Origin of the sequence: Longimicrobium sp. (assembly GCF_036399255.1) — a bacterium.
Taxonomy (GTDB): Bacteria; Gemmatimonadota; Gemmatimonadetes; order Longimicrobiales; family Longimicrobiaceae; genus Longimicrobium.
On sequence record NZ_DASWNM010000072.1, the window covers coordinates 87,859 to 103,226 of the forward strand.

Here is a 15,368-nt window from a genome sequence, read left to right on the forward strand (position 1 = left end):
GCGGCGCCGCGCGTTACGCAGGCGCAGTGCCGGACCTCACGAACGTGCAGGACGAACCACGATCCCGACGACACCCATGATTCGACGCATCCGCTCCATCGCCCTTGCCCTCGTTCTCGCCGGCTGTGCGGCGCCACTCGCCCAGGCGGGCGCGGGCGCGCAGGACGCCTCGGCGCAGCGCCAGCGCTGGAACCAGCAGGGGATGGACGACTACCGCTTCGTGCTTACCCGCGAGTGCTTTTGCCTGGGGCGCGGGCCGGTGCAGGTGACCGTGCGCGACGGCCGCGTGGCCGCGGTGCGCAACCCGCAGACCGGCGCGGAGGTGCCGGAGCAGGAGGCGGTGGGCGCGCTGACCATCGACGCGCTCTTCGACCGCATCGCCGAGGCGCAGGCCAACGGCGAGCACACGGTGATCGAGTATCATCCCACGCTGGGGTATCCCACCGTCGCGGAGATCGGCACGCTGGCCAACGACGCGGGGACGCGCTACCACGTGACCGACCTCGCGCGCCTGGAGTGACGCGGGAGTCCGCATCCACCGACGCAGCGAAGCCCCTTTCCGGCCGACGGGAAGGGGCTTTTTCGCATCCATCGGCCGGGCGGTGTCAGGATCGGGGGGCGCCGCGCGTTTGTTCGATGACAACGCGGGACCGAGATCCACCAGCCGACGCTCCGACCCATGCTGCGCTCCATCCGACTCATCGCCGCCGCCCTGGTGCTGGCCGCGTGCGACATGCCGACCGAATCCCAAAACCCGACCCCCGTACCCGGCGAGCCGTCCGTGCAGCGCCAGGTGTGGGAGCGGCAGGACATCGACGACTACCGCTACGTCTATGGCCGGGCGTGCTTCTGCGTCGACCTTCCGCTGGTGAGCGTGCGGGTGCGCGACGGCCAGGTGGTGGACGTGCGCGTGGCGTCGACGGGCCGGCCGCTGGACCGCGACCGCTGGGACGAGATCCCGACGGTGGACCAGGTGTTCGACTTCATCGCGCAGGCGGAGGCCCGCGACGAGGCGGCGGACGTGAAGTACCACCCCACCCTGGGCTACCCCATGCGGGTGATGCTGGGCACGCTGGCCAACGACGCGGGGGTCAACTACTACCTGGACGGGCTGCAGCCGGTGGACTGAGCATGGAGGGCGTCGGCGGGCCACGATACTCATCCGCCCAAGACGAGCCGCGGTTCCGCCGGCGTCTTCCATGCCCACACGAAAGCCCCGTCCCTGGATTCGCAGGGACGGGGCTTCGCGCGTACGGGGCGGGGCAGGGGGGTTATTCCGCGCCCTGCACCATCTGCTGCAGCGTCTGCACCTTCTTGATGTGCAGCTTGCGCTCGCCGCGGGGCAGCTGGATGCTCACCTTTTCGCCCTCCTTCTTCCCCATGAGCGTCTGCCCCAGGGCGCTGGCCATGGAGATCTGCCCGCTGTCCAGGTCGATGAAGTCGCCGAACGCCAGCGTGTAGGTTTCTTCCTCGCGCGTGCGCATGTCCGTCACCGTCACGCGGCTTCCGAAGCCAATGCGGTCGGCGGGGATCTGCGTCAGGTCCATCTTGGACAGCTCGCCGGCGCGCCGGGTAAGGTGGTTCAGGCGCGCCTGCACGAACTGCTGGCGCTCCAGCGCGCTCTTGTACTCCGAGTTCTCGCGCAGGTCGCCGTGCTCCACCGCCTTCTTGATGGCCTCGGGGAGCACCACCTGCAGCTCGTGCGTAAGCCGCTCGATCTCTTCGCCCAGCTTGTTCTTCAGGTCGTCCAGCATTTCACGGTTCCGATGATTTTCCTTAGACGGGCCAGCAGTGGCGCAAATGTAACCATCCCGTTGCGCCGCGCGCCACTGTCTCGCGTCACAGCCGCGGTCTTGCCCGGATTATGGGTAGACGGAAATCCCTTCGCCCCATGCAACTGCACGAGGAAACCGTCATCCTGAGAGGGTGCTGCCAAACCTTGAAGCTCACAGCGGAGCGGTGACTTCCTGAGGGAGCGCACCATGCGTAACCAGAAGCCACACAACCGCCTGCGCGCGACCGAAGGATCTCGTCCGCCCTTCGCGAAGGACTGTCCTCCGGGCGCGGCAGCCGGCCCTCCGGTTATGCTGGCGAGATCCTTCAGTTGGTGCCAAAGTCCATCGTACCGGCAGGTTGCGGAGCAGCGCCTCCCTCAGGAAGTCAATCGCGGGGCGAGGTCTGCGTTCCGCTTCCTCATGCCTGCCGCCGCCCCCGCACGGGCCCTGTCCGGCGGTTTCGCCGCCGCGGTGATCGCGCGGGCTGTCGCGTCCTGCCTCCCGCGAGCCGACGGTAGATTCCTCGGCCCTGCAACGTGAGGCGTGATCGTCCGATTGCGGCGTGGCCGGGCCTCGGAATGACAATCGTGCCTGCATTCAGCAGGGTGGGCGGAGCGCCGCTGGACTCGAGATGAGATCCGCGTGCGGGGCAGGCGACCCCTCTCGGCCGCAGGCAACGCGTTCCGGATCATGCGTTGGGCCACCTCGATCATCGCCACGTCCCCTATCCTCCGAGCCTGCCTCGAAGCCCGCCTGTCCGCGAAGGCGGACTTCGTGTGGTTGTTGCAGCGAATTCATTCGCCCGTGCAGCCCCGCTGAGAAAACCTCCGGCCGCGTCCGTCCAATGTCACGTGGGTCGGAAGCGCGCTTCATCCCGCGCGGCCGAGGGGTTCATGCGGCGGGCCGGAATGGGGGGAGTTAATCGCGGGGAAAGCGACGGAGGCAGTGGAGATCGTTCTCCGCTGCCTCCGTGCTTTTCGTCCCGATCCATCCGTCCAGCCTCCGTCACGGCTGCTGGGGCACCGGCACGGCGCCGGCGGGATCGGCGGACGAGGGGCCGTCCACCCCCGGTCCGCCGCGCACCAGCAGCGCCGCCGCGCTCCCGCCGATGAGTTCGGCGGCGATGGTCCACAGGCGCACGGCGATGGAGAGCACCGCCGCCACGCCGCCGCTGAAGTGCGGCGTGAGCAGCCCCGTCATCGAGATCTCGCGCAGCCCCGCGCCCCCCGGCAGCGGCGACGCGTAGCCGATGAAGAACGACAGCGCGTTCACCCCCGCCATCTGGGGGAGCAGCCTCCACGGCACGTCCGCCAGCGACGCCACGAACAGGTGGTACGCCACCCCGTAGAACCCCCAGCTCACCACCGACAGCCCCAGCAGCACCAGCCCGTCTCCCCATCCCGCGTTCCAGCGGATGACGTCCTTGCCCAGCAGCCGGGGGATGAGGGCGATGAGGCGGTTCAGAAAGCCCGGATGCACGGCCAGCGCGGCCCCGGTCGTCGCGACGATCCCGACCCAGAGCGGGTCCACGCCGGGCACCATCTGGCCCGCCAGCGTCCACGCCGCCACGACCACCGCGGAGAGCAGCGACATCCCCGTGGCGACCAGCATGGAGGTGATGAGCACCGGGCCCGAGAGCCCGGCGCCACGGCTGAGCTGCGCCACGGCGATGAACTGGAAGACCTTGCCGGGGACGTAGCGCGCCAGGTTGCTGAGGAACCAGATGCGCTGCAGCATTCCCAGCCGCACGGGCGGGTGCTCGAAGTGGCGCAGGACGCGGCCCCACACCCACACGCCCCACGACAGCACCAGCACGTGCGCCACCACGCTGGCGGCCAGCAGCACGGGGTCAGGCCGCCAGTCGAAGGCGCGCAGCTCGCCCCAGTGCGCACCGATGGTGTCCGCCAGGTACCAGACCGTCGCCGCGACCAGCAGCAGCCCGGCGGCGCGCTTCAGGAGCGTGGAGCGCTTCACTCCGGCCGCGCGGCGGGCGTGCGGCGGCCCCGCAGGTACGCCGCCAGCAGGTACGCGCCGTACAGCGCCAGCAGCGCCATGCACGCCAGGTACAGGTACCAGCCCGTGTACAGGTCCGCCGGGCGAAAGGTGAACGTTACCCGGTGCGTTCCCGCGGGCACCACCACGCCGCGCAGCGTGTGGTTGGCGCGCAGCAGGGGGGCCGGCCGGCCGTCCACCTCCACCTTCCAGTCCTCGTACCAGTTGTCGGCCAGCACCAGCAGCGCGGCGCGGCTGGCCTGCGTCTGCACCTGCACCCGGTCCGCCTCGTACGCGGTCACCTGCGCGGCGCCCTGGAGCGGGCCGGCGGGAAGCTGGACCGGCCCGTCCACGTACGCCACCCGGGCCGGATCCCAGTCCGGCCGCTCCATCTGCGCCAGCGCCGTCTCGCCAGGAGCGGTGACCGCGGTGGGGACCAGGTAGGCGCGGGGAAGGGCGTCGGGGTTCTCGTAGACGATGGACGAGCCGCGGAAGGCTTCAGGCAGCCCCTGCAGCTCCACCCCCGTGACGATCCAGCGGATGTTGCCGGCGCGCAGGAAGGCGGGGCGCTCGATGAAGTTGTGGTAGTCGACGTACGTCTGCTGGCCGGCGCCCATGAACTGGTTCCAGCGCTGCAGCTGGTTGCCGTGCTCGCCCGCCGCCTGGTCCACGTCGAAGCGCATCAGGTAGTTGTTCACCTGGCCGCGGTACACCCCCTCGGGCGGCATGGGGAGCGCCCACACCCGGTCGCGCCGGGGCTGCGACGCCAGGAACTGCGCCACGTCGTCCGCCGCGTACATCACCTCGGGCGAGTCCACCGTGCGAAAGAAGGGGCGGTCCACGACCCACAGGTCCACCACCGTGACCACGGCCAGCAGCACCGCGGCCGCGGTGCGGCCCAGCCCGCCGCGCAGCCATCCCCACAGCACCCCCGCCACCGCCATGGCGAACAGGGCAAAGCGGAACGCCAGCGCGCCCGGCCCCGGCACACCGCCGGGGTTGGGCGCCGCCGCCATCATCCCCAGCAGCAGCCCCAGCCCCACCATCCCGGCCAGGATCCACGTCGCCGGCCCCAGGTCCGCGTCCGCCGGCGCGGCGGCCGCGCTCGTCGTCCGCACGCGCACGGGACGCCGGGCCTCGCGCGCGTCCACCAGCCGCGCCAGCGCCTCCAGCGCGATCCCCGCCATGGCGACGAGGGACATCGACAGCAGGAACAGCGACACGGAGGGCGCGCGGAACTTCTTGGTCCCCGGCAGCAGCTCGTAGTACAGCCGGTACAGCGGCGTGGCGCCGCCCCAGGCGATGGTGAGCGTGAACAGCCCCAGCGCCAGGAAGAACCAGAAGTAGCGGTTGCGCCGCGCGTACCAGAAGCCCAGCGCCACCAGCAGCAGCACCGTGGCGCCCACGTACTCGGTGTGCAGCTTCATGGCGTTGCTGCCGGTGTACGTGTCCAGATGGCCCACGTCCTCGGGCACGGCCAGCGCCGTGGTCTCGCGCGGCGGCATGGCCCACGAGGTGGCGTACTCGTAGCCGCGCCCCGGCCCGCCGCGGGGCGACAGGTCCACGTACTCCAGGAAGGGAAGAAAGACCACGGAGGCGGCCACGAAGGCGAAAGCCACCGCGCCCACCCCGTACAGCACCGACCGCACCCCCGCCGCGCGCCGGGTGAACGCCCTGAGCTCCCACAGGCAGAACCCCGCCCACAGCGCCAGCGCCAGCAGCAGGTAGTAGGCGGTCTGGATCTGAAAGCTCAGCAGCGAAAAGGCCACCACCGCCGCCAGCCCGGCGAACGGCGCCAGCCGGGCCGTGCGCACGCCCGCGTGCACGAAGTAGAAGGCCAGCGGGGCAAAGGTGGCCACGATGATGCGCCCCTCGTGCCCGGCCAGTACCCACGACATCACCAGGCCGGTGAACTCGAACGCCAGCCCCGCCACGAACGCCACCCACCGCCGCGCGCCCAGCTCGCGGGCCAGCAGGTACGCCCCCAGCCCGCCCAGGCCAAACTGGATGACGAACAGCGTGGGCCAGATGCGCTCCACCGGAAAGATCGCGTCGGCCAGGAAGCGGAAGGGGTAGAAGGTGCTTCCCGGGTTGGAGAACAGGGGAAGCCCGCCGTACACCTCGGGCACCCACGCCGGCAGCGCGCCGCTGGAGAAGCGCTCGGAGATGAACTCGTGGAAGAAGAACCCGCCGGCCAGGTAGTCCGTGCCGTAGATGTGCCGGCCGGGAAGGAACGCGGGAAAAAAGTACAGCAGCGCCAGGCCGAAGTAGATGGCGGCGGCCAGGCCGACGCCGGGAAGGCGCGGCTCGTCGGGCGCGGCCGCCCGGGGCGGGGCGGGGGGCGCGGGCGCCGGCGTGGTGGGGTTCTTCATCAGCGGTCGGTGTGGATGAAAGAGGGCGCCGCGTCCTCGGCGGCGATCCGTTCCAGGAAGCGCAGGTGGTCCCGCGCCATGACGTCCCACGAGATGCGGCGTCCGTACTCGCGCGACGCCGCGCTGATCCGCGCGCGCCGCGCGGGATCGTCCAGCAGCGCCAGGGTGGCCGCCGCCAGCGCGGCGGCGTCGCCCGGGGGCACCAGCACGCCGCGCTCCGGCGGCGCAACCACCTCCGGCACCGCGGCGACGTCCGCGGCGATGACGGGCACGCCGGCCGCCATGGCCTCGCCGGGGACCAGGGGGAGGCCTTCCAGGCGCGAGGGCATCAGCAGGGCCAGGGCGCCGGACATCAGCTCCAGCACCTGCGCGCGGTCCGCCCCGGCGCGCACCTCCACCCGCCCGGCCAGCCGCGGGTCCGCCGCCAGCTCGCGGACGCGCGCCTCGTCCTTGCCGCGCCCGGCCAGCACCAGGCGCACGTCGGGCCGCGCCGCCGCGATGGTGGCGAACGCCTCGAGCGCCACGTCGATCCCCTTCTGAAAGACGTCGAAGCGGCCGTAGTACAGCAGGTAGTCGCGCTCGCGCCGCTCCACGCGCCCGAACTCGTCGGGCACGCCGCTCCCCACCTGCACGATGCGGGTGGAGGGCGGCACCAGCGGCCGCAGCTGGTCCACCATCCACCGCGACTGCGTGGTGATCCACCGCCCCTGGCGAATGGCGCGCAGCTCGGCGCGCCGCACCACGCCGCCCAGCAGCGGCCCGAAGCGCTGGGCCGCGGTGGTGCCGTGAAGCATGTGCACCACCATCCCCACGGGTCCCGTGCGGGGAAGGCGGATGGGCGTGTACACCGAAAAGTCGAAGAGCGCCGCGTCGTAGCCGCCCGCGTGCAGCAGGCGGGTGGCGGCGCGCGCGTAGGTGGCGCGGCTCCACGCGTACGGGCCGCGCGCGCCCAGCCGGCGGTACGGCACGCCGTCCAGCACCTCGTCGCGCGCGCCGGGAAAGCTGCCGCTCACCACCGTCACGTCCACCTGGTCCGCCAGGCGGCGGTAGATCTCGCGCACCCGGTGCGCGCCGCCGCCGGCCACCCAGGGGTTGGCGGGATCGTCGTAGATGCAGTGCAGCACCCGCATCCGCCCGCTCACCCCTCGCGCCGCGCGATGAAGAAGTTGGAGCCGATCCCCACGTCCCACGCCCACTGCAGCGGCGCCGCCTCCGTCACCCAGGGACGCTCCGCCACCCACCGCCCCACGCGGCGCTTGAGGCCGGTGGAAAGGGAGGTGGGGCCGGTGATCTTTTCGCGCAGGTAGTGCATCCACAGCTCGCGCGGGGGGACCAGCGAGCGAAAGCCGTGGCGCCGCAGCATGCGCAGCACCCCGCGCCGGGTGGGGATCACCCCCACGCCGTAGTTTCCCTTTCCGCCGCCGCGCACCCGCTCGAAGTACCACACCTGCACGGGGCGGGGCATCAGCACCAGCCCGGCCATGGCGTAGTGCGGGTCGCTCCACAGGCTGTAGGCGGCAAAGGGCTTGGGCGTCACCAGGTACAGCAGCCCGCCGGGCCGCAGCACGCGGTGGATCTCGGCCAGCGTCCTGTTCCTGTCCTGCACGTGCTCCAGGACGTTGTCCAGCACCACCAGGTCGAACGCCGCGTCGTCGAACGGGAGAGACTCGGCGAAGCCCTGCCGCAGGTCCACCCGCACGCCGTGCTCCTCCGCGCGCAGGCGTCCGCGCTCCAGGCTGCGCGCGTCGGGCTCCATTCCGGCGCAGCGGGCGCCCGCCTCGGCAAAGGCGATGGGGACGCCGGCGTCGCCGCATCCCACGTCCAGCACCCGCGCGCCCTCGGGCCGGAACCCGGGGGCGTAGCGCCGCAGCGTGCGCAGGATGAAGCGGCCGCGCGGGTACTCGCTTACGTAGTGCGCCGCCCACTTATCCCAGTTCTCGGACTTCCACCACCGCTCGCGGTCCTGCTCCAGCATGGCGCGGTAGCGGGGCTCGCCCCCGGACGGGTCCGGCGCGTCCGCCGCGGAGAAATCTGCTGCTCGGGGTGCATCCGGCACGGAAACGGCGCGTCTGAATGAGGGGTCGGCGTTCATCGGCCCTTATTCTACAGCCCCGTGCCCGCGCGCGGCAGGGTGGGGGTACGTTCATCCCGCGGAGGGAAGGGGATTCCGCCTCGTGGGCGCTCCGCGAGGTCGACGGAACGCACGGTCTCCGCCGGCTCCGCCGATCGAAAGATCCCGAAGACGGTCTCACGGAGACGCGGAGACGCGGAAGATGGTTCCCCGTGTCCTCCGTGTCCCCGCGGGGGACAAGTCGTTGGGCGGATTGGAGATGGCTCCGTGTGAGCCATTCTTTCCGGTGCTCGCGCCGCGACGGATGATGAAGGCGGGCCCGCGGAATTGAAACCTTTTGGGAATCCACGGAGTCATAGCCATCGGGTTCGGCTGTGCGGGCCGGCATCGCCTGCGGCCAGCAGATGCCCGGAAACCGGACGACGCAAGGGGCGGACGTCGTCCACTCCGCTTCGGGTGTTCGGGAGGCGGAACCAGAAGGAACATTCGTCATTGCCCGTGTGTCAGAAGCGGCAGGCGCCGGGCGTTACTACACGACTACCGCCAGGACCTGCGGTTTCATGCTGTCGCGCCAGCGCACTCTAAAGGCCATACCGGGGCATTCGTCTTCACCTTTGCTTATGAAAGGAGCCGTCCTCTAGGGCCAATTTTCTCTCCGAGACGGTTCCGCATGCGCCATCGGTGCACATCCGCACGCGATGGAGTCGTTCCACCAGTACCTTACGAGAAGCACCCATGCCACACCCCCGCGCAGGTCTCCTTGGAACCACCCTGCTGGCGATCGGCCTTGCGTCCTGCACGGACGCGCCCGTCGCCCCCACGTCCACCCCCGACCAGGGCGTCGAAGCCCGGGCCAGCGGCGCCGGCCGTCCCATCCCCAACCAGTACATCGTGCTGTTCAAGGACGACGTGCGGGACGCGCCGGGAACGGCCCGCCAGTTGGCGGGCGCCCACGGAGGAGCGATCCACTTCACCTACCAGCACGCGGTCAAGGGCTTCGCGGCCACGCTTCCCCCGGCGGCCGTGGAAGCGTTGCGCAACAACCCCAACGTGGCGTCCATCCGGCCTGACGAGGTGGTCAGCGCCTTCGACGTGCAGGCCAACCCCACCTGGGGGCTGGACCGCATCGACCAGCGCGACCTTCCGCTCAGCGGCAGCTACACGTACAACACCAACGGCGCCGGCGTCACCGCGTACGTCATCGACACCGGCATCGAGAGCTCGCACCCGCAGTTCGGCGGCCGCGCCTCGGTGGGCTTCGACGCGTGGGGCGGCTCGGGGCAGGACTGCAACGGCCACGGCACGCACGTGGCGGGCACCGTGGGCAGCGCCACGTACGGCGTGGCCAAGGGCGTGACCCTGGTCGGCGTGCGCGTGCTGGACTGCAACGGCGACGGCACGGTGGGCAGCGTGGTCGCCGGCGTGGACTGGGTGACGTCGCACCACCAGGCCGGGCAGCCGGCGGTGGCCAACATGTCGCTGGGCGGCGGGGCCAACGCCGACATCGACGCGGCCGTCAACGGCTCCATCGCGGACGGGGTGGCGTACGTGGTGGCCGCGGGCAACGAGACCCAGAGCGCCTGCAACGTGTCGCCGGCGCGCGTGTCCAACGCGCTCACGGTGGCCTCGACCACCTCCAGCGACTCGCGTTCGACGTCGTTCTCCAACTACGGCACCTGCGTGGACCTGTTCGCGCCGGGAAGCAGCATCACCTCCACCTGGCTCAACGGCGGCACCAACACCATCAGCGGCACCTCGATGGCCAGCCCCCACGTGGCCGGCGCGGTCGCCCGCTACCTGCAGGCCAACGGCAGCGCCAGCCCCGCCACCGTGCACGCGGCCATCATCTCCGCCGCCACCACCGGCAAGGTCACCAACGCGGGCACGGGCTCGCCCAACCGCCTGCTGTACGTGGACGCGGGCAGCGTGGTCGTTCCGCCCACGCCGGCGGGCGAGGACCCGTTCGACACCAACACGCTGGGCAGCTACACCATCTACAACACCCCCGGGGCGTGGTCCATCTCGGGCGGCTTCCTGAACGCCGACGCCTCGGCCACGCAGAGCGTGGTGATCCGCAACGGCGCCACCGTGGCCAACGGCTACGTGGAAACCGAGACGGACGAGGTGTCGGACGGCGGGCTGGTGCTGCGCTTCCAGAGCAGCGGCAACTACTACCTGATGGCCATCCGCGACGACTCGCGCTTCGGCTACGCCAACGTGGAGATCTACCGCGCGACCAACGGGGCGTTCACGCGCATCGCGGGCCCGGTGGACCTGGCGTTCACCCGCGGCGGCAGCCGGACCGTCCGCTTTGAGGCGAACGGAAGCACGCTGAAGGCGTACCTGGACGGCGTGGTGGTGCTGCAGGCCACCGACGCCACCTACGCGTCGGGCGGCCTGGGGCTGCGGCACGACAACACCCGCATGGAGGCGGGCATCACCTCGCGCTTCAACGTGCTGCGCTGGGGCAACGTGGTGAGCGTCGACAACTTCGACGGCACCTCGCTGGGGGCCTACACGCTGTACAACACCACCTCGGCGTGGTCCATGTCGGGCGGGTACCTGAACAGCAGCGCGGCCGCCCGGCAGAGCGTGGCCATCCGCACCGGCGCCTCCATCGCCAACGGCTGGGTGGAGACGGTGACGGACCAGGCGTCGGACGGCGGGCTGGTGCTGCGCTTCCAGAGCAACGGCAACTACTACCTGCTGGCCATCCGCGACGACTCGCGCTTCGGCTACGCCAATCTGGAGATGTACAAGGCGGCGGGCGGCGCGTTCACGCGCATCGCCGGGCCGGTGGACCTGTCGTTCGTCCGCGGCGGCAGCAAGACGTTCCGCTTCGAGGCCAGCGGCAGCACGCTGACGGCGTCCATGGACGGCACGGTGGTGCTGCAGGCCACCGACGCCACCTACGCGTCCGGCGGCTTCGGGGTGCGGCACGACAACACCCGCGCCGAAACGGGCATCACCTCGCGGTTCGACCTGCTGCGCTGGACCTCGTTCTAACGGTCCGGCCGGCGCCCTCCGCCCGGAGCGGCCCCCGGGCCGAGCGGGGCGGGGAAGCGGGATGAAGGAGCGGCCAGGCACCCCGGGGTGCCTGGCCGCTCCTTCGTACGTCCGCGCGGCGCCGCTTGAACCATCGCCCGCGGGCGGCTACCCTTCCGGTGCGTTCCAACCCCACTCCCCAACCCTGGCACACACTCCATGCGCATCCACGTTCGCCCGGCCCTGCTCCTGTGCTCGCTCTGCACGCTGACGGGGTGCGCGAGCATCTTCGGCGGCGGTTCCACGACGGTCGACACCTTCGGCGGCCGGGCGCTGCTCCGGTACACCATCCACAACACCCCGCGGGCGTGGTCCGTCGCCGACGGGCAGCTGGTGGGCGGCACGGGCGCGGTGCAGAGCGTGGTGATCCGCACCGGCGCCACCCTGGCCGACGGATGGGTGGAGACGGAGACGGACCAGGCGTCCGACGGCGGGCTGGTGCTGCGCCACCAGGGCGGCGGCGACTACTACCTGCTGGCGATCCGCGACGACTCGCACTACGGCTGGGCCAACCTGGAGATGTACCGCGCGGCTGGCGGCCAGTTCGAACGGATCGCCGGTCCCCTGGACGTGGCGTTCACGCGCGGTGACCGCAAGACGTTCCGCTTCGAGGCGCGCGGGACCACGCTGACGGCCTACATGGACGGTGAGCCGGTGCTGCGGGGGAGTGACGACGCGTACGAGTCGGGCGGCTTCGGGCTGCGGCACGACAACACCCACAAGGGACCCGGCATCACCTCGCGCTTCGACCTGCTGCGCTGGGGCTCGTTCTGATCCCCTGCCGACAACCGCGCGAGAGCGGCTGAAGCCGCCGCAACAACCGCGGAAAGCCCCGCAAACCCCGCGGGGCTTCAACTGCCCAATCTGTCCCCAAAGTTGCCACACAACGGGTTATCGGAACCGGCAAGAGAAAACTCTGCTGACTCTGCTGACTCTGTGTGAGGCCTTCGTTTTCAGTCGGCGAGCAGTTCCTGCCAGCGGAAGGCGTGGAAGCGAGTGACCCACGACGCATCCGCGCCGTAGTGGCGAACGCCGACGCGTCGGCGCCCAGCGGAGGGTCGCGATCGTACACGGCCAGGATCAGCTTGCCATCGACGAACACCGACAGCCGCTCGGCACGTGCCTGAAAGCGGATGGTGCGCACGGTTCCACGACGCCAGTCGACGTCGGTGTTCCACATCTCCCGGAACTCGTCGCCGATGCGGCGATACACGGCCAGGTTCTGGCGGTCGCGCGGCCACGGCGCCTGGTCGTCGCGAAAGGTGAGCAGGTAGTAGTTGTTCTCGTCCACGAAGCGCAGCACCAGCCCACCGTCGTCCGCGCGATTGGACGTGGCCTCCACGTAGCCGTCGGCAAAGCGGACGTCGTCGCGGATCAGCACGCTCTGGATTGCGGGCCCGCGGGCGGTGAGCACCCCGGCGCGCACGGACCAGAAAGAGCCCTTGATGGTGTGCGCCGTGTAGCGCCCCAGCGACGGGTCGTCGAACGAATCTTCGCCGCGGGCAAGCGGCTTCGGGGCGATCGGCGGGGCGGTGACGGGTTCGACGGCAGGCTGAATGGCGGGAGGTGGGATCTCAACGGCTTGGGGAGCCGGACGGGCCGGAGTTCCGCACGCCAGCACCAGCGAGGCGGAGATCAGCAGGGGACAGCGATGTTGGGGAAGGCGCATCGGAATCCGCAAAAGAACAGGCCTCACACAGAGTCAGCAGAGTTTTCTCGTGCCGTTTCCTCCGCGACCGTCCGAAACGCCGATCCGTGGTGAGCGGAGGCATGGCGCGCCAGTCGGCGAGGCACGAGCCGGCGTGGGCCATCGGGAACGGGAAGGAGATGGGATGCGGCAGGGGGCCATCCGCGTTTTTGGGGGAAGATGCGGATCGCCAGATGGTATCGGCAGCGCACCGGATCGAGCCAAACCGATCCCTGATGCGCGATCTCGAGAACCTTCCCCTCGCTCCACGCGCGGGGTGAGCGGGCGGTGGGGCAGGAGATCGGCCGGTGCGGCTGATTCGTGTCTATCGTCCCGCGGCGACGCGCGCGTAGACTTCGGCCAAGCGGCCGACGATCACGTCCCACGAGAAGTCCGCGCGCACGTCGTCGCGGCCGTTCATCCCCAGCCGCCGCGCGGCCGCAGGGTCGTCCATCATCCGGACGATCGCGCCCGCCAGCGCCGGCGCGTCGCCCGGCGGGACCAGGAAGCCGTTGCGCCCGTCGCGGACGATATCGACGATGCCGCCCGCCGCGCTGGCGATGGTCGGCTTGCCGTAGCCCATCGCCTCCAGCAGCACCACGCCCAAGCCCTCCGTATCGCCCTTGGCATCGACCACGGCGGGAAGGACGAACGCGTCGCACCCCGCCATGCGCGCCTCGAGCTGCTCGCGCGAGACGAAGCCGTGAAAGACGGCGCGCGGCCCCAGCCCCAGCCGCGCAGCCTGCTCGCGCAGCCGCGGCCCGTCCGGCCCGTCGCCGACCACGTGAAGGACCACGCGGCGCTCGCGGGGCAGGGTGGAGAGGGCCTCCAGCAGCAGGTGCACACCCTTGCGTTCGACGAGGCGGCCCACGAACAGCAGTTCGAAGGGCGCAGCCGGATCCGTGCGCGGGACGGGGAGCTCCGCCGCGGGCTCCACCGTGGCGCCGAAGGGGATGATGGCGGGATCGGCACCGGGCACCTGCCGCCGCAGCCGGTCCGCCGTGTAGGTGCTGATGGCCGTCACCGCGTCGCTGCCGCGGACGATGCGCCGGAGGATGGGGGAAAGAAAGGGAAGCTCCTTCTCCATCCACGTAAGCTCCACGCCAAAGAAGGTGCTCACCAGCGGCACCCCCGACGCGCGCTTGGCCGCCAGCCCGATGAGGCCGTGGGGGAGGGGCCAGAACGCGTGCACCGCGCCGAACCCGCCCGTGCGCGCCAGCCGCGCCGCCGCCAGCGAGCCGGAGGCCACGTAGCCGGGCACCAGCCCCATGAAGACGGGGCGCTCGCGGATGCGGTCCGGCGCCGTCTGGTCGTGCGTCAGCGTTTCCCACGGCCGCGGCGCGTAGCGAAAGCGGTGCACGCGCACGCCGTCCACCGTGTGCGTGCGCAGGCCGCGGTACGCGGGGGCCAGCACCTCCACCTCGACACCCAGCGGGCGCAGGCGCCGGATGGTCTGCACCATCCAGGGGGTAATGAGGTCGCCGGGGTCGCGGGCATACGCCGAGACCAGGTAAAGGACCTTCACTTGTGGGGATGGGTACGCCGCGATACGTTGTGCATCCGGCCCAACCTACGGGCTTTTTTCAGCGGATACAAGCACTTCCCCCCGGTTCCCAGGCACGTGTCGTCGTCGTTCGAGCGCGCGCTCGTCATCATCCCGACCTACAACGAGAGCGAAAACCTTCCTCGCCTCATCCCGTCGGTTCTCTCGCGCGACGAGCGCCTGGAGATCCTGGTCGTGGACGATGCCTCGCCCGACGGCACGGGCCGCCTGGCGGAAGAGATCTCCGCCACCGAGCAGCGCGTGCACGTGCTGCACCGGGCCGGCAAGCTGGGGCTGGGAACGGCGTACCTGGACGGCTTTCGCTGGGGATTGGAGCGGGGATACGACGTCCTCTTCGAGATGGACGCCGATTTTTCGCACGACCCCGTGCACCTGCCGCAGTTCCTGGACGCCATCGAGAAGTACGACCTGGTGCTGGGCTCGCGATACCTGCACGGCCGGGTCACCGTGGTCAACTGGCCCATGGGGCGGCTGCTGCTGAGCTGGTTCGCCAACCTGTACGCCGGCTGGGTGACGGGGCTGCCCATCGCCGACGCCACGGGCGGGTTCAAGTGCTTTCGGCGCGAGGTGCTGGCGGCCATCGACCTGGACCGGGTGGAGAGCAACGGCTACGCGTTCCAGATCGAGATGAGCTTTCGCGCCTGGAAAAAGGGCTTTCGCCTGGGCGAGATCCCCATCATGTTCGTGGACCGCGACCAGGGCGAAAGCAAGATGAGCAAGAAGATCGTCCGCGAAGCCGTCTGGCGCGTGTGGCGGCTGCGGTTTCTGGCGATGTTCGGGCGGCTGGAGAAGAAGCAGGCCGTGGCGCGGAAGACGCAGTGACGAGTGCCTAGTGCCTAGTGCCTAGTGCCTAGTGCCAAGT

Annotated in this window: 12 protein-coding genes; 5 read left to right on the plus strand and 7 right to left on the minus strand. The window is 70.7% G+C overall.

Annotation, left to right across the window (positions count from 1 at the left end; translation table 11 throughout):
• Positions 1–76 precede the first annotated feature (76 nt).
• Complete coding sequence (locus tag VGC13_RS11705) at positions 77–520, plus strand: DUF6174 domain-containing protein (RefSeq protein WP_331125443.1); 444 nt, start codon at positions 77–79, stop codon at positions 518–520.
• A 159-nt stretch (positions 521–679) separates the two neighbouring features.
• On the plus strand, positions 680–1,129 hold the full coding sequence (locus tag VGC13_RS11710) for a DUF6174 domain-containing protein (protein ID WP_331125444.1): 450 nt from the start codon (positions 680–682) through the stop codon (positions 1,127–1,129).
• Between the two features lie 142 nt (positions 1,130–1,271).
• Here VGC13_RS11710 and VGC13_RS11715 read toward each other — a convergent pair whose 3' ends face one another.
• The 5 genes from VGC13_RS11715 to VGC13_RS11735 form a co-directional block, all read right to left on the minus strand.
• Positions 1,272–1,754, minus strand: coding sequence for a GreA/GreB family elongation factor (locus tag VGC13_RS11715; protein ID WP_331125445.1), 483 nt, complete (start codon positions 1,752–1,754; stop codon positions 1,272–1,274).
• Positions 1,755–2,780: 1,026 nt separating this feature from the next.
• The gene (locus VGC13_RS11720) at positions 2,781–3,749 is read right to left on the minus strand and encodes a lysylphosphatidylglycerol synthase domain-containing protein (protein WP_331125446.1); all 969 of its coding nucleotides are present in this window, start codon (positions 3,747–3,749) and stop codon (positions 2,781–2,783) included.
• Positions 3,746–6,139 carry a YfhO family protein gene (locus VGC13_RS11725; RefSeq protein ID WP_331125447.1) on the minus strand — a complete coding sequence of 798 codons (2,394 nt, stop codon included), beginning with the start codon at positions 6,137–6,139 and terminating at the stop codon, positions 3,746–3,748. Before VGC13_RS11725 ends, VGC13_RS11720 begins: the two co-directional genes overlap by 4 nt.
• Positions 6,139–7,281 (minus strand): glycosyltransferase family 4 protein, encoded by a 1,143-nt coding sequence (locus VGC13_RS11730; protein WP_331125448.1) that lies wholly within the window; start codon positions 7,279–7,281, stop codon positions 6,139–6,141. The genes VGC13_RS11725 and VGC13_RS11730 overlap by 1 nt, the downstream gene beginning before the upstream one ends.
• Entirely contained in the window at positions 7,278–8,195 is a 918-nt protein-coding gene (locus VGC13_RS11735; RefSeq protein ID WP_331125449.1) for a class I SAM-dependent methyltransferase, read from the minus strand. The genes VGC13_RS11730 and VGC13_RS11735 overlap by 4 nt, the downstream gene beginning before the upstream one ends.
• A gap of 750 nt (positions 8,196–8,945) precedes the next feature.
• Here VGC13_RS11735 and VGC13_RS11740 point away from each other — a divergent pair.
• On the plus strand, positions 8,946–11,216 hold the full coding sequence (locus tag VGC13_RS11740; RefSeq protein ID WP_331125450.1) for a S8 family peptidase: 2,271 nt from the start codon (positions 8,946–8,948) through the stop codon (positions 11,214–11,216).
• A gap of 198 nt (positions 11,217–11,414) precedes the next feature.
• Entirely contained in the window at positions 11,415–12,029 is a 615-nt protein-coding gene (locus tag VGC13_RS11745) for a hypothetical protein (RefSeq protein WP_331125451.1), read from the plus strand.
• Here the strand turns inward: VGC13_RS11745 and VGC13_RS11750 are convergent.
• Positions 11,989–12,924 carry a hypothetical protein gene (locus VGC13_RS11750; RefSeq protein WP_331125452.1) on the minus strand — a complete coding sequence of 312 codons (936 nt, stop codon included), beginning with the start codon at positions 12,922–12,924 and terminating at the stop codon, positions 11,989–11,991. The genes VGC13_RS11745 and VGC13_RS11750 overlap by 41 nt on opposite strands.
• Positions 12,925–13,267: 343 nt before the next feature.
• Positions 13,268–14,467: a glycosyltransferase gene (locus VGC13_RS11755; RefSeq protein WP_331125453.1), complete on the minus strand. Its 1,200-nt coding sequence runs from the start codon at positions 14,465–14,467 to the stop codon at positions 13,268–13,270.
• Between the two features lie 96 nt (positions 14,468–14,563).
• Here VGC13_RS11755 and VGC13_RS11760 point away from each other — a divergent pair, with 96 nt between their 5' ends.
• The gene (locus tag VGC13_RS11760) at positions 14,564–15,328 is read left to right on the plus strand and encodes a polyprenol monophosphomannose synthase (protein WP_331125454.1); all 765 of its coding nucleotides are present in this window, start codon (positions 14,564–14,566) and stop codon (positions 15,326–15,328) included.
• Positions 15,329–15,368 lie beyond the last annotated feature (40 nt).

What these genes read in the sequence shown, in the direction of transcription:
- VGC13_RS11705 (WP_331125443.1), top strand. Translation starts at nt 77, where the DNA reads ATGATTCGACGCATCCGCTCCATCGCCCTTGCCCTCGTTCTCGCCGGC.
- VGC13_RS11715 (WP_331125445.1), bottom strand. Translation starts at nt 1,754, where the DNA reads ATGCTGGACGACCTGAAGAACAAGCTGGGCGAAGAGATCGAGCGGCTT.
- VGC13_RS11710 (WP_331125444.1), top strand. Translation starts at nt 680, where the DNA reads ATGCTGCGCTCCATCCGACTCATCGCCGCCGCCCTGGTGCTGGCCGCG.
- VGC13_RS11745 (WP_331125451.1), top strand. Translation starts at nt 11,415, where the DNA reads ATGCGCATCCACGTTCGCCCGGCCCTGCTCCTGTGCTCGCTCTGCACG.
- VGC13_RS11740 (WP_331125450.1), top strand. Translation starts at nt 8,946, where the DNA reads ATGCCACACCCCCGCGCAGGTCTCCTTGGAACCACCCTGCTGGCGATC.
- VGC13_RS11725 (WP_331125447.1), bottom strand. Translation starts at nt 6,139, where the DNA reads ATGAAGAACCCCACCACGCCGGCGCCCGCGCCCCCCGCCCCGCCCCGG.
- VGC13_RS11750 (WP_331125452.1), bottom strand. Translation starts at nt 12,924, where the DNA reads ATGCGCCTTCCCCAACATCGCTGTCCCCTGCTGATCTCCGCCTCGCTG.